The sequence below is a fragment of the Peribacillus sp. B2I2 genome (genome assembly GCF_041261685.1).
In the GTDB taxonomy this organism is placed as follows: Bacteria; Bacillota; Bacilli; order Bacillales; family DSM-1321; genus Peribacillus.
In genome coordinates this window covers 4,525,147-4,539,320 of the sequence record NZ_JBGCCB010000001.1, presented here as the reverse complement: position 1 = coordinate 4,539,320, position 14,174 = coordinate 4,525,147, and the positions used below count along the sequence as shown (strand labels likewise).

At 40.7% G+C, this 14,174-nt stretch carries 12 protein-coding genes and 1 pseudogene; 11 read left to right on the top strand and 2 right to left on the bottom strand.

Going from position 1 to position 14,174, the window contains the following annotated elements; all coding sequences use genetic code 11:
* Nucleotides 1–38: 38 nt before the first annotated feature.
* The 11 genes and pseudogenes from ABIE66_RS22550 (at nt 39) to ABIE66_RS22500 (ending at nt 12,720) form a co-directional block, all read left to right on the top strand.
* A complete protein-coding gene (locus tag ABIE66_RS22550; protein ID WP_370016367.1) occupies nt 39–1,085 on the top strand; it encodes an ABC transporter substrate-binding protein in 1,047 nt (348 codons plus the stop codon).
* A 21-nt stretch (nt 1,086–1,106) separates the two neighbouring features.
* The gene (locus tag ABIE66_RS22545) at nt 1,107–2,036 is read left to right on the top strand and encodes a nucleoside hydrolase (RefSeq protein WP_370016366.1); all 930 of its coding nucleotides are present in this window, start codon (nt 1,107–1,109) and stop codon (nt 2,034–2,036) included.
* Between the two features lie 24 nt (nt 2,037–2,060).
* Nucleotides 2,061–2,882: an ABC transporter permease gene (locus ABIE66_RS22540; RefSeq protein ID WP_289314961.1), complete on the top strand. Its 822-nt coding sequence runs from the start codon at nt 2,061–2,063 to the stop codon at nt 2,880–2,882.
* Nucleotides 2,883–2,888: 6 nt separating this feature from the next.
* Nucleotides 2,889–3,677 carry an ABC transporter permease gene (locus ABIE66_RS22535; protein WP_289326414.1) on the top strand — a complete coding sequence of 263 codons (789 nt, stop codon included), beginning with the start codon at nt 2,889–2,891 and terminating at the stop codon, nt 3,675–3,677.
* A 15-nt stretch (nt 3,678–3,692) separates the two neighbouring features.
* Nucleotides 3,693–4,757: an ABC transporter ATP-binding protein gene (locus ABIE66_RS22530; protein WP_370016365.1), complete on the top strand. Its 1,065-nt coding sequence runs from the start codon at nt 3,693–3,695 to the stop codon at nt 4,755–4,757.
* Between the two features lie 16 nt (nt 4,758–4,773).
* Complete coding sequence (locus ABIE66_RS22525) at nt 4,774–6,492, top strand: adenine deaminase (protein ID WP_370016364.1); 1,719 nt, start codon at nt 4,774–4,776, stop codon at nt 6,490–6,492.
* Between the two features lie 308 nt (nt 6,493–6,800).
* Nucleotides 6,801–6,959, top strand: coding sequence for a hypothetical protein (locus ABIE66_RS22520; RefSeq protein ID WP_289326412.1), 159 nt, complete (start codon nt 6,801–6,803; stop codon nt 6,957–6,959).
* A 675-nt stretch (nt 6,960–7,634) separates the two neighbouring features.
* The gene (locus tag ABIE66_RS22515) at nt 7,635–9,539 is read left to right on the top strand and encodes an endonuclease MutS2 (protein ID WP_370016363.1); all 1,905 of its coding nucleotides are present in this window, start codon (nt 7,635–7,637) and stop codon (nt 9,537–9,539) included.
* Between the two features lie 870 nt (nt 9,540–10,409).
* Nucleotides 10,410–10,823 (top strand): Rrf2 family transcriptional regulator, encoded by a 414-nt coding sequence (locus ABIE66_RS22510; protein WP_370016362.1) that lies wholly within the window; start codon nt 10,410–10,412, stop codon nt 10,821–10,823.
* Between the two features lie 66 nt (nt 10,824–10,889).
* Nucleotides 10,890–11,795: an NAD(P)/FAD-dependent oxidoreductase gene (locus ABIE66_RS22505; protein WP_289326409.1), complete on the top strand. Its 906-nt coding sequence runs from the start codon at nt 10,890–10,892 to the stop codon at nt 11,793–11,795.
* Between the two features lie 293 nt (nt 11,796–12,088).
* A pseudogene (locus ABIE66_RS22500) lies at nt 12,089–12,720 on the top strand (class I SAM-dependent methyltransferase).
* Nucleotides 12,721–12,987: 267 nt separating this feature from the next.
* Here the strand turns inward: ABIE66_RS22500 and ABIE66_RS22495 are convergent.
* Entirely contained in the window at nt 12,988–13,131 is a 144-nt protein-coding gene (locus tag ABIE66_RS22495) for a hypothetical protein (protein ID WP_289326407.1), read from the bottom strand.
* Between the two features lie 35 nt (nt 13,132–13,166).
* Nucleotides 13,167–14,132 carry a DMT family transporter gene (locus ABIE66_RS22490; protein WP_370016361.1) on the bottom strand — a complete coding sequence of 322 codons (966 nt, stop codon included), beginning with the start codon at nt 14,130–14,132 and terminating at the stop codon, nt 13,167–13,169.
* Nucleotides 14,133–14,174: the final 42 nt, after the last annotated feature.

Genomic DNA, 14,174 nt, shown 5'->3' with positions numbered 1-14,174 from the left:
AGGAAATTTTAAACAATATGAAAGTGGAGGTTTGAATGATGAAAAAAATGATTAGCGTATTGATGGTGTTATCCCTTTTCACATTTGTTTTAGCTGCATGCTCTTCAAAGGAGGATGGCAAGAAAAAACCAGCCAAATTAGTCGTTTCCACTTGGGGATTCGCTGATGATTTCTTCCGGCCGGAAGTCTACGCACCATTTGAAAAGAATCATAATGTCGAGATTGTCGTTGATTCAGGAAATAATGCTGATCGACTGAACAAGGTACGCCAAGCGAATAGTGATGTGGATGTTATCTATTTATCCGACTACTATGCACAGCAGGGCATCGATGAAGGCTTATTTGAAAAAATTGACCACAGTAAAATTCCGAATATTGATAATATATACGACAAAGCAAAAGCACCAAATGGAGAGGACTTTGGACCAGCCTATACCATTGCACAATTTGGCATTGCTTATAATCCCGATGAAGTGAATAAGCCAATTACGTCTTGGAAAGATCTTTGGAGCAAGGATTTGGCAGGGAAGATAACGATCCCGTCAATCACATCAACAACTGGACCGATGTTTTTGGATGCCGCTTCAAATGTCAGCGGAAGTAAAGAGTTCAATGAAGATAAAGCCTTTGATCAAATGAAAAAGATCATGCCGAATGCGGTAAAGGAATATGGGCAAACATCTGAGTTCGTAAACATGTTCTCACAAGGGGAAATTGCTGCAGGCCCGATCATGGAAATGTATTTTGGCGATTTACAGGAAGCTGTTCCTCAAGCTAAGTTCATTTCACCTGAAGAAGGCGGTTACGCAGTGATGAATACGGTGAATATTGTAAAAGCCAGCGATCAAAAAGAATTGGCCGGGGAATTCATGAATTACATCTTAAGCAAGGAAGTTCAGGAAAAATCAGCGAAAGCGAAAGTGGATTCTCCTGTCAATACCGAAGTCAAGCTCTCTAAAACGGAAGCGAAAGGCTTAACATATGGGGATGACGTCATTAGCAGCTTGCGTGTGTTAGATATGAAGTTTGTAAATCAAGAATCTAAACAATGGATCGACCGTTGGAATCGTGAACTTACACACTAAGAAAAAAAAGAGGTGTGCTTGATGAAGAAAAAAATGATTCTTGATGTGGATACTGGAATAGATGATGCGATCGGGATCATTCTTGCTGTTAAAAGCCGTCAATTCGACATATTGGCGATTACGACAGTGAACGGGAATGTATCACTTGATACGGCCACACTGAATACATGCAAAATATTGGATTTATTGAATGAACAGGACATTTCAGTCATAAATGGGGCAGATAGCCCAATTATCAGGAGACCCTTTTTTGAACACCGGATCCATGGCGAAGACGGGATTGGCGGTGCCTTGAAGGATGTGCCGGTCAAAAAGCAGCCTGATGATGGATTTGCTTCTGATTTCATCATCAATTCCATTTTGAATTTTCCTGATGAAGTGACGCTTGTCATGACGGGACCTCTTACGAATTTGGCATTAGCGGTGAAAAAATGTCCGCAAATCACCAAGCTAGTTAAAGAAGTCATTTTCATGGGCGGTGTTGTACAAGGGGTTGGCAATGTCACGCCAACTTCTGAATATAACACGTATGTCGATCCTGAAGCTGCCAAAATCGTCTTACAGGCGGGATTCGAATCGATCACGCAAGTTGGTCTTGATGTCACGAGAAAGGTTCTATTGGATGAAGAGCATATCCAATTGATCCAAAACGATGCACTTGCTGACTATATAAGCGAAAGTACATCCGATTATCGGAAAAGGTATTTTGAACGTAACGGTATATGGGCTTGTGCGATGCATGATCCATTAGCTGTAGCCATTGCTTTGCAAAATGATCTTGTCACTAGAGAAGAATATTATGTGGATGTAGAAACAAAAAGTGAAATTTGTGACGGACAGATGGTTTGCGACTTTCAAAATAGGCTGAATAAGCCGCCAAATGCGCATGTTTGTCTTGACGTGAATGCGGAAGCGTTTTTCGACCTGTTTATTCGCATAATCAATTCATAAATAATACGAACAGGGGGTTCCGAGGTGAAAAAACGCTATCTATACCTGTTGCTGTTGCCAGGGGTTCTATTTTTAACGATATTCATGATCATTCCAATCCTATTGACGATTGGCACGACATTTTTTACTGAAAGCGGCTTTTCCATACAAGGATATCTCGATTTTTTCAAAGATCGATACTTTATTGAAATACTGCTCACGACACTTAGGGTGAGTCTGTTCACGACCATCATTTGCATTCTATTAGGATTTCCAGCAGCTTATTATATTTCAAAACTGAAACAACGAAAAAAAGCGATCATGCTTTTACTGACGATCTTTCCGCTATTGACAAGCCCTGTGGTTCGCTCATTCAGCTGGATGGTGATTATCGGTAAAAACGGCGTGGTGAATAAATTGCTTATGGGCATGGGCCTGATTGAAAAGCCGCTTGATATTTTATACACGCCTACTGCAATCATCATCGGATTGGTCCATTTATTCCTGCCATTGATCATTGTGACGCTGGTGGGAGTGATGGAGAACATCGAGACGGATTTATTAAAAGCGGCGGAGAGCCTTGGAGCGTCAAGATTGGCAGTATTCTCAAAAGTGATCATTCCGCTTTCGGTTCCAGGTTTGGTCATTGGCAGCATCCTTGTATTTGTAGGGAGCTTCACTGCCTATACGACGCCTGCTTTACTAGGTGGGAAACAGCGGGTCATTTCGACATTTCTTTATCAAAACGCCATTACATTGAACGAATGGCAAGTGGCATCGATTGTCGCCACCATCATGATTGCCGTGACCGTTCTAATCATATCGATCATGAATGGTTTGGCAAAAAAATTAAATCCAAAGGGGTAGAGGTGTATGCAGGAAAAAAATCGAGGATTGGCCCTGTTTACTCTCCTGGTGTTTCTCTTTTTACTAGGGCCTTTGCTTATCATATCCGTTACGTCATTTGAAGGCGGAAATATTTTGAAATTCCCGCCGGAAGAGTTTTCTTTAAGATGGTACGAAAATATTTTTAATGTGGAAATGTTTTTGGTCGCTTTTAAAACTTCCATCCTTGTTTCACTCGGAGGCAATCTTTTGGCACTGTTACTGGGAGTGCCAGCTGCCTATGCATTGAGCCGATATGATTTTAAAGGGAAAAGCGTGATTAATGCATTTTTCGTTTCGCCAATATTAATTCCGGGAATTGTGCTGGGCTTTGCATTTTTACGTTATATTGTCGGAACTTATCAGCTTCCGATATATGCGGCCCTGTTTGTTGGACATACTGTTATCATGCTGCCGTTCATCATCCGTGTGATTTCTTCAAGCTTATCAAACTTTGACTTTTCCATTGAAGAAGCGGCGGAGAGTCTCGGAGCCAGTAAATTGGGGACATTCTTTACAGTCGTCCTCCCGAATATAAAATCAGGAATTCTAGCGGCAGTCATGATCGCCTTCTTGGAATCCTTCAATAATGTAGACATTTCAGTTTATATGACAGGCCCTGGGGTAAGTACGTTTCCGATCCAGATGCTGACGTATGTAGAGAACTACTTCGATCCCACCATTTCGGCCATTTCAGTATTACTCATGTTCATAACGGCTTTCTTCATGTTTATAGTAGAACGGCTCATGGGCTTGTCTTATTTCACAAAACGATAAAGGAGGTAATGATGGATGGCTTTATTCACTTTACAAGATATATCTGTAGCTTATAACAAACAGAATATATTAAAGGATTTCAATCTTGAAATAGAAAAAGGGAAACTGGTATCCCTTCTTGGCCCGAGCGGCTGTGGGAAAACGACGACCCTGCGTTTAATTGCCGGGTTTTTACAGGCGAACGAAGGGAAGTTTTTATTTAAGGAAAAGGACTATACGAAAGTGCCCGTAAACAAGCGGAATTTTGGCTTTGTGTTCCAAAACTATGCATTATTCCCGCATTTGTCGATATTCGATAATATTGCATTCGGTCTCCGCCTTAGAAAGAATTCAAAAAGTGAAATTGAAAAAAAAGTGATGAATGTGCTCGAAATCGTTAATTTAAAAGGATTTGAAAAGAGATATCCCCAAGAGCTTTCCGGAGGCCAAAAGCAGCGGGTTGCGATTGCCAGGGCATTGGTGATTGAGCCGGACATCCTATTATTCGACGAGCCATTGAGTAATCTTGATGCGAACTTAAGGGTGAATATGAGAGTCGAGATTCGTCGTATCCAGCAAGAGCTGGGTATTACGACTGTGTATGTCTCCCATGATCAGGAAGAATGTTTTTCCATTTCCGATCAGGTAGCGATCATGAATAAAGGGATCATCGAGCAGCTTAGTGACCCTGCCACCATTTACAAATATCCTGAAACCAAATTTGTCGCAGACTTCATCGGTTTTAAGAACTTCATTGAGTTTGATAAGCGGACGGATCATGAAGGCAAAATTGAACTGAATAAGTCTGGCTACTCATTTGTGCTGCACAAGGATGCACAGATGACCAATTCGACTGGAAAAATAGGCGCCATCAGACCGGACGATCTGTTGATCAGGGAAAAAGACAAAGTTGGAGCGGTTCTGGAAAATAGTTTATCAGGCCGGGTTAAGGTAAGTACGTATCTGGGAAGAAGCTATCAATATGTCGTTGAAACGCCAATAGGGGATTTCACTGTGAACAAGGAAATGACGGAATCCTACCGGACGGGTCAGGAAATCATCCTTGAAATTCCGAGAAACCAGATGGTGCTTGTTGACTAGCTTAGGAGGGTAAGTTATGCGAATGGATATGCTTGTAAGAGATATCAACGTGTTTAACAGCTATTTTAAAAGATTCATTAAAGGGAATGCAGCCATCAAGGATGGAAAGTTCTATTATATTGGAGAACGGGAATTGGATGCCTTCGAGCCGGATATAATCGTCGATGGACAGGGGAAGTATATGGTTCCAGGTCTGATCGATATCCATCTCCACATTGAAAGTACAATGGTCACGCCGGCCACGTTTTCCTACGGGTTAATCAAAAACGGCGTGACGACGATCGTGCCGGAACCGCATGAAATGGCCAATGTTTTCGGAATTTCCGGTGTGAAGGAAATGATCAAAGCGAGTAAAGATTGCGTAGCGGATATGTTTTATGCCATCCCGAGTTCTGTTCCTGCGACATCGATGGAAACGACAGGCGGTTCTATCGAAATAGGCGACATAGATGAATTGATGCAAACAGAGGACATTATATGCCTCGGCGAGATCATGAATTACTATGAGGTCATATCCGACCCGGATTGCAAGACGAACCGGATCTTGTCCCATATCCGTTCCCGCTATCCGAATCTGATCATAGAGGGGCACGTTCCAAAGCTGCTCGACTTGGACTTGCAAAAGATTATTTATGCCGGAGTGAATTCAGATCATACACACCAGACCGTTGAAGGGATGGATGCGAGGATCGCAGCCGGAATGTTTATTGAGATTCAAGAAAAATCAATGACTGAAGAAGTGATCGAGTACTTGAAGGAAAAGCAGGTGGATGAGCATTTCTGCTTTGTCACCGATGACGTCATGACCGACTCTTTCCAAAAAAGAGGACACCTGAATGTCCTTTTGAAGAAAGCCATTCAAATGGGCATGTCCCCGGAAAAAGCCATCTATGCATGCACATATACACCTGCACAGCGGATGAGGATGTATGACCGCGGCGCCATTGCGCCAGGAAAAGCGGCAGATTTTCTGCTTGTATCCAACTTGGAAACATTTGATATTGAACAAGTTTACAAAAAAGGCGAGCTAGTCTATGAATCTTCCCGGCCATATGTGCAAGAAGTGAAGGAAAGGCAATTTCCTGAGCATTTCTATCAAAGTGTGAAACTAGCGGAACTTACTGAAAACGATTTTAACATCCCAATTTCAGACAAGCATGGACACAGCAAGTGCCGGATCATCAACGTGCAGAATGGTTCCACTTTCACAACGGAAACCCATGATTTTATTGATGGGAAGAACGGTGAATTATGCTGGGAAGAAAGCCCTTATGGTTTAATCGCAACATTCGAGCGATACGGGAAAAACGGCAACAGGGCGCACGGGTTAATCACCGGCGATGTTTTGAAGCGGGGAGCGGTTGCCACAACCTATTCGCATGATAACCATAATCTTTTGGTGATTGGCCATAACAAGCAGGATATGCTGCTTGCCGCCAACGAAGTGATAAAGAAGCAAGGCGGAGTCTGCTGCGTTGAAGATGGCAAGGTCCTATCCATGATACCTCTTCCGGTAGGGGGCATCCTTTCCGAAGAGCCAATGGACATCGTATCAAGGCAGGTTCAGCACCTGACAGATGCACTTAAATCGTTAGGCTACGAACATTATAATGTCATCATGTCATTAAGCACCTTATCGCTTCCTGTCAGCCCGGCCCTGAAAATAACCGACCATGGATTGATCAACGTGAATGAAGGGAAAATAGTCCCTCTCATAATGAATGATGAAGCTTAAACCGCAAAGGGGATTATCCAATGGATAATCCCCTATTCTTAATGACTTAACAGGACGGACTTCTTTCGTCATTACGTATCATATGTCTAGTTACTTAGGAGATATTGTTCAAATGTTAGCTGCACTTCTAAATAATGGGAATTAATCCACTCTAGAGTAGAAGGGGAAGAATACGTCCTCTGATATTTACTTTCATATATTTTCCATAATGTGAAAGATATGATAAAATAGAGGGACAACTGAGGATAGAGTGGAAGGTCACAGTTTTGCTTTTCCATCTAATTATAGATGGGGAAGGAGGTGACCTCATGATTCATTTCTTATTGAACTTAATTACAGATTTGGGTAAAGAGATAATTGTTGCTGTAGCAACCAGTCTAATCCTGTCTGTGTTCGCCAAGAAAATGAAAAAGAACCACTCATCCTCCCAAGATGGCAATGGTTCTTCTTCTGATTCTTCTGATTAAGAGTTATTAGTTGTGACCAACCACTCTTGCTAGTTGTCAGCCTCATGTTAGCGCATGAGGCTGTTTTTAGTTTATGTTAATATAAGGATAACATACCCAAATTTTAAAGTAAATATTCAGACACTGAAAAGGGGAGTTACTGAAGCATTATGGCTGTTAAAGCCAATATCCCCTTTTGTTTTACATGAATGGATTCGAAGGACGGCAAAAAAATGGAAAAAATGAATTGACTCTTTCTTACTGATATGGTATATTAATTCCAATCTGAGAAAAGGTGTGGTGTTTTATGTCGGGAGTAGGTATCAACTAATTTAGTTGAATAAGGTATTTAATCACTGATTGGTCAGTGGATTAAGTATGCCTTTTTTCACAGTGTAATTATGCATTGTGAATACCTACCTTAAGACTGCTTCCTTTTCCATAAATCGTGTAACATGTAGGTGTTACGACGAAAAGCATGGTGGGATTTGTCCTATCATGCTTTTTTGTGTACGCAGGTCTATTCGAGCTGCCTTATTTGTTAACGATTTTAGGTCCTTATCTATAGATAAGACCGATGCCCGCAGGAGCTTTCTACTCAAATGGCTTGTTCATTTGTAAAGGTAGGGGGACCATTGCGGGCATTTTTTGGATTCGGGAATTTTAATCACTCACTCATTCAAGGGGGATCATTAGATGAATACAATGACTTATGAAAAAATACAATATATCCAACTCAAGGAAATGGTGAAAAACCATTGCGTAAGCGGTTTAGGAAAAGCATTATTGGATCAGCTTAAGCCTAGCAGCAATTTGAAGGTCGTTAAAAATCGTTTGAACGAGACTACGGAGGCTAGGAACTTACTGAATGCGGAAAGCCATATTCCCTTAAAAGGAATTTCACATATTGGCCTCCATATCGACAAACTGGAAAAAGGAATGATTTTGGAGCCGTCAGAGTTAGTGGCGATAGCAGACTTCTTAAGAGGCTGCAGGAATATCAAGAAATTCATGACCGATAAAGAGTTCTTTGCACCAACACTGCATTCCTACGCCCGCTCCATGACTGAATACAGGAGCATTGAAGAAGAAATCCAATTCACCATCAAAGGAAATGCTGTTGTTTCCGAAGCCAGCAAGGATCTGAAACGGATCAGGAACCAAATCATCAAGACAGAAGGTAAAATAGAGGAACGACTGAATAAGTTCTTGAAGAGCGGAGCCAATAAAGAGTTCATTCAGGAATTTTTCATCAGTAAAAAGGATGATCGCTACACCATCCCGATCAAAGCCTCCTATAAAAATCAAGTGGCTGGAACGATCGTGGAAGTATCCGCAAAAGGGGCTACCGTGTTCATTGAACCTGCCTCGGTAACGAAATTGAATGTAGAATTGGCCAGTTTAAAAGCGGAGGAATCGATGGAAGAGTATCAACTTTTGGCCACATTATCCGGAACGGTTTTCGAACATCTGAAACCGATCAAGATAAACATCGAGTTAATCAGTCAATATGACATGATCTTCGCAAAAGCCAAATTCAGTAAAAGCATGGATGCCATCGAACCGAAAATCAATGATCATGGTTATATTAAATTAAAGGGCTGTAAACATCCCCTTTTGCCGCAAGACAGCGTACCTTTAGATTTCGAAATCGGTAAGGACTATCGCAGCTTAATTATTACCGGCCCTAATGCCGGGGGTAAAACGGTCGTCCTGAAAACGATCGGCATCCTTACATTGGCCGTCATGTCAGGGCTGCATGTTGCCGGGAAAGAGGGGACGGAGCTTGCCGTCTTCGATCAGGTATTCGTCGATATCGGTGATAACCAAAGCATTGAAAATGCACTGAGCACATTTTCATCGCATATGAAAAACATCTCGGAAATCATGGGGGCATTAACCAATAACTCATTGCTGCTGTTCGATGAAATCGGGAGCGGAACGGAACCAAATGAAGGTGCCGCGTTAGCGATTGCCATCCTTGAGGAATTTTATCAGAGGGGCTGCATTACCGTTGCGACGACCCATTATGGTGAAATCAAGCGCTATTCGGAAATACACAGTGATTTTATGAATGCGGCCATGCAATTCAATAGTGAAACACTTGAGCCAAAGTATAAGCTGTTGATCGGTCAATCCGGGGAAAGCAATGCCCTGTGGATAGCGAAAAAAATGAATGTACGTGAAAAGGTTTTGCAAAAGGCAAAGCTATATATCGACAATAAAGACTATGACCTGGAGCGTGTCCAGGAAGGTAAAATCAAAAAAGCGAAGCCAGCGGCCGTTCCTAAGGAAATATTATATGAATATGAAGTCGGCGACAAAGTGAAGGTAAGCGAACTAAATGGGCACGCGATCGTTTATAAGAAAAAGGATTCATACAATAATGTCACCGTTCTTATAGAAGATACCTTCAAGGAGGTTCATGCCAATAGGCTGGAGCTTGAAATAAAGGCCATCGATTTATATCCTGAAGGCTATGATCTCAATACTTTATTTGTCAGCTATAAAGAAAGGAAATTGAACCACGACCTTGAACGGGGATCAAAAAAAGCGCTAAAGAACGTAGCAACGGATATTCGGAAGAAGCTTGGTGAATAAACAGATGATTAATGAAATCGAAATATAGAGGTTGTAAAAAACGTGTTCAACCCAAAAAGTATGAGTTCTGTATTAACAGTGCTCATACTTTTGGGGCTTACATTCTCGTGTGGAGAAAGAGGATTAGGCTATAGACGCAGATATGAAAGGCATTAAACATTCAAAAAATGTAAAGAGGGAATTTTTAATAGTAATCAAGTTTAATCGCTTTTAAATTTGAAAATATGCAAAAAAGAGGAACAACTAAATCAATTAGAGATAAACAAAAAAGAGATACATGCATCATCTCGAAAAAGGTTGTTAATATCACCTGCTTCTTACATCTTTTGAATAACCAAACATCTTTAAAATAAAAATTGCACTTAGAAAAAGTACTGGAATTCCTACAATAAAATAATAAATACCTTTGGGCATATACATATCAAAGTAATATAAAAATAATACGACCCAGAGAAATAGGACAATATATTTTTTGGATTTTTTCATTATTAATCATCCTTTGAATTTAATAAAAATCTATCAACCATAGCAAAGCCAATTGCTCCGTTAAGGTTAAACACCCAAATACCTAGAATGAAAATCACTTGTTTATTAATCCTTGTTTCCAAAATAAACGATTTTTTTAGTCGGTGGGTTCCAAAAATGACCAGTAAAATTTCAGAAATGATACGGCCCTCCTTGTATAGAGGGAGCGATGTCGACATTACTTTCTCGTGTGGATCGTAACCAGGCAAATTATTACAAGTTAAGATTTTGGCAGGATGATCAACGTTCGGTGAGGTGAAAAAGGTTTGCGGTTTTTTGCAGCTTGAGTTACAATCAATTACGGATATTAAAAGTCTGTAATAGTTTTAATTATGAGGTGCATCAATGAAGTATTCAAAGGCAACCAATTATGCACTACATACAATGGTGCATTTAACGTCGGAACCAAAAGGCCAGACGGTAAGCGTGGATCAGCTGGCGCACATGCAGGATTTGTCCCCGACGTACTTGTCGAAGATTTTGACGAAGCTTGTGAAGGCTGGATTAATTGAATCAGTGCCAGGGGCAAAAGGCGGCTACAGTACTTCACGCCGGGCTCAGGACATTTCGTTTCTGGATGTTATTGAAGCGGTGGAGGGTCAGTCGGTGCTGTTCAACTGTGCGTTTGACCATGAAGAAAGCGAGTGTTTAATTGAGAGCGTGATGATCGAGGCGGAAGGCAACATGAAGAAAGAACTGGCTGGACGAACGATTCAAAGCATTGCGGAGCAGTGTCAGGAAACAAAAAAAGAAAAATAAATTTTTTTACACAAATTAAGGACATTAAGGGTCTTTAATAGATTTTATAAAGAAGGAGTGTTTCATGTGTTGGATTGTGTAATTATTGGCGGAGGACCTGCAGGACTGAATGCCGCATTGGTCATGGGGCGTGCTGGACGGAAAACAATTTTGTTTGATGAGGATAAACCCCGTAACCGGGTGACGCAGGAGTCGCACGGATTTATCACACAGGATGGGGTAAAGCCGTCAGAATTCAAGAAGCGGGCAAGAACGGATGTCCAGAAATATCCGTCCGTCTCCATTAAGGATGAGCGGGTGGAGATTATTGAAAAAGCTAGTGGTGTGTTCCGAATTCAAACGAAAGGCGGAACGGATTACATGGCGAAAAAGGTGCTTCTTGCAACAGGTCTTCGGGATGTTTTGCCGGAGATTCCAAACATACAGAATGTATACGGAACGAGTGTTTTCAGCTGTCCGTTTTGTGACGGCTGGGAAATGCGGGGCCAAGCATTGGCGGTAATTGCAGAAAATGAACGGGCTTTTCATATGGGAAAACTGCTGTCAAACTGGAGCGGTGATGTGATCGTTTTTACAAATGGCTATCAGGTTCTTGATGAGGAGAAGGATATCTTAGCTAGGCAGCACGTAACAGTCGTGGAAGAAAAGATTGAAAGTCTTAAATCGAAAGGAGGTCAGCTGACATCAATCCGGCTGCAAAACGGACAGGAAATCAAAAGGGAGGCAGGGATTGTGGTCACTGACTTGGTGCAGTCTGCTCCTTTTGCGGAACAGCTTGGCTGCGAGATCACTCCAAACGGCGGGATTAAAGTGGATTCATTTGGACGAACAACGGTTGAAGGAGTATTTGCATGCGGAGATACATCACTCAGCACGCCTTCCCAGCTGGTGATTGCGGCGGCGGAGGGCAATAAAGCGGCGGCCGGAGTCATCATGGATTTAGTTGAAGCTGCATTTCTTTTGGAGGCATAAAATCCTTGAATGCATAAGAGTATTTTTCAAAAGAAAAAGATCTTTTCGTAAAGATTGTTGTTTTTAAAACGAAACTATTTAAGGTTGATTGGAGCGGAAGTGCGAGACTCCTGCGGGAGCAGCGGGACAGGTGAGACCCCACAGGCGTTCACGCCGAGGAGGCTCACCGCCCGCCCCGCGGAAAGCGAGCAATGGAGGGGAAATCAACCACACCGCATTATTTGGTGAATAGCAACAAAGTATGCGAAAACAGCCAAAGAAAAAGAGCTAATATTTGTAAAGGGGATTGAGGCATGACAGAATTCTGGGAAGCAAGTTTTATAGAAAATCAAATGATGTGGGGATTTGAACCTTCAGACTCCGCAATCTTGGCAAAGGACTTTTTCCTTGAGAATAAAGTTAAGGATATATTGATTCCTGGTATTGGATATGGCAGAAACGCAAAGGTTTTTATTGAAAACGGAATAAATGTAACAGGTATTGAGATTTCAAAAACAGCGAAGATTTGGCAAGGCAAAATGGGCTTAATATTAGTATTTTTCATGGTTCAGTAACCGATATGCCTTTTGATAACAAACTTTATGATGGTATATTTTGTTATGCGCTTATTCACTTATTGAATAATCGTGAGAGAGAGAAGTTTATTAAAGATTGCTATAATCAGTTAAAGCCAAACGGCTATATGATTTTTACTACTATTTCAAAAGAAGCCCCAATGTTTGGAAAGGGCAAACAACTGGATAAAGACTATTTCGAGATAATGGAAGGGGTAAAAATGTTTTTTTATGATTCCGACTCGATAAAACAAGAATTTGGAAAATATGGATTGATAGAATCTTCGGAAATTGTCGAGCCGCATAAGAATATGGAAAATAAACCTCCATTTAAATTTATAATGGTAAAATGTCAAAAAGAACTATCATAAAAAATCAAAAATAGTGAATTGTTAATTGTTACGGCTTATGAAGTGATTACGCATTATCCATAAAAAGGGCATGTTTTGATCAATCATTTTTCAACACATGCTCTTTTCTATTTGCTCGCGGCCGCTGACAAAGCGAAGGTAAGTGAGCTGTGGACATGCAATCGTTTATAAGAAAAGGATTCATAGACGATGTCGTCGTTCTGGTTAGTACAAAAAAAGCCTATCTATATGAGAGGCTTTTTTGCGTTGTATTGCCAAAAGTCTATTTTACTGAGTTCTTTTATTTCTATCATTATACAGATTGATTAATTCTGCATTTTGCTCATTCATTTTTTTTACATTCTTATTAATCGTTGCCAATTCCCATAGTACAGCTAATCCAAAGATTAGCATAAGCGTTAATAAATCCATTGTTGCCCTCCTATTGATGTTTTGTACCTTTATGTTTAAACGATTCTCTTTACTTTCCTTGGATTCAATTCCTCAACTTGGGAAGGCGAGTTTTTTCTTTGATAATAATTGTTTTGAATCAATGCATATATCACTAAAAAAGTTCCCAGTAATTCGAATGATGATAGTGATCCTCCTTGGATGAAAACGATGGCCAACGTGGTTATTGGCACTAAATTAATAAATAGGATTCCATTGATCGGCGTTAAAAGTTTTATGCCTAAATTCCAGCTTAAAAGGGCTATGGCACCGGGGAAAATAATCATGAAAATCATTTCGCCATAAATGGATTGCATAACCTCTGCTGTAGGGACAGACAGGCCCAGTACACTTGCAAATAATGTTATGATTCCTGATACCGAAGTTCCTAAAATACATGTTAAAGTCGAATAGCGGAGTGTTGACCATCCATTGAATTGGTTGCCGCCCATTGTATATATAACCCAGCCTATCACCCCGATGAGAATGAAAAGTAGAGGAATGATGCTATCTTTCAATGATAATAGGAATGATAATTTGCCACTTGTAATGACAAGAATGGCCCCAATTAAGGCAAGGAGCATACTGGCGATGTTATATTTCATGGGTTTGGAATTTTTGAAAACCCACATTATTAAAATTGAGATCATGGGCATTAATGATTCCATGATGGAAGCAACAATTACCCCGTTATGTCCCAGTAAGTCCTGACCTGCGAAAATGAGAAAGTTATATACTGTAAAAGCCATCGTTCCGAAAAACAATAACCTCTTTCCTTGCCCTTCCAGCTTAAATGACTCCTTCCCCTCTTTCATTAAAAGTAATATCCCTAAAATTACGCTAACAGCTAAATATCGCAAAAAAGAGAAATAAAAAGGATCAATATACATTAATGCCCTTTCTGCAACTGGAAACATGGCTCCCCAGGAAATACTGGCTGTCAAACATAAAAGTGCACCGATTAAAACTTGATTTTTTTTCATAAAAGCTTCCCCTCAAAAAATAATGATTGATTAAATTCCTAT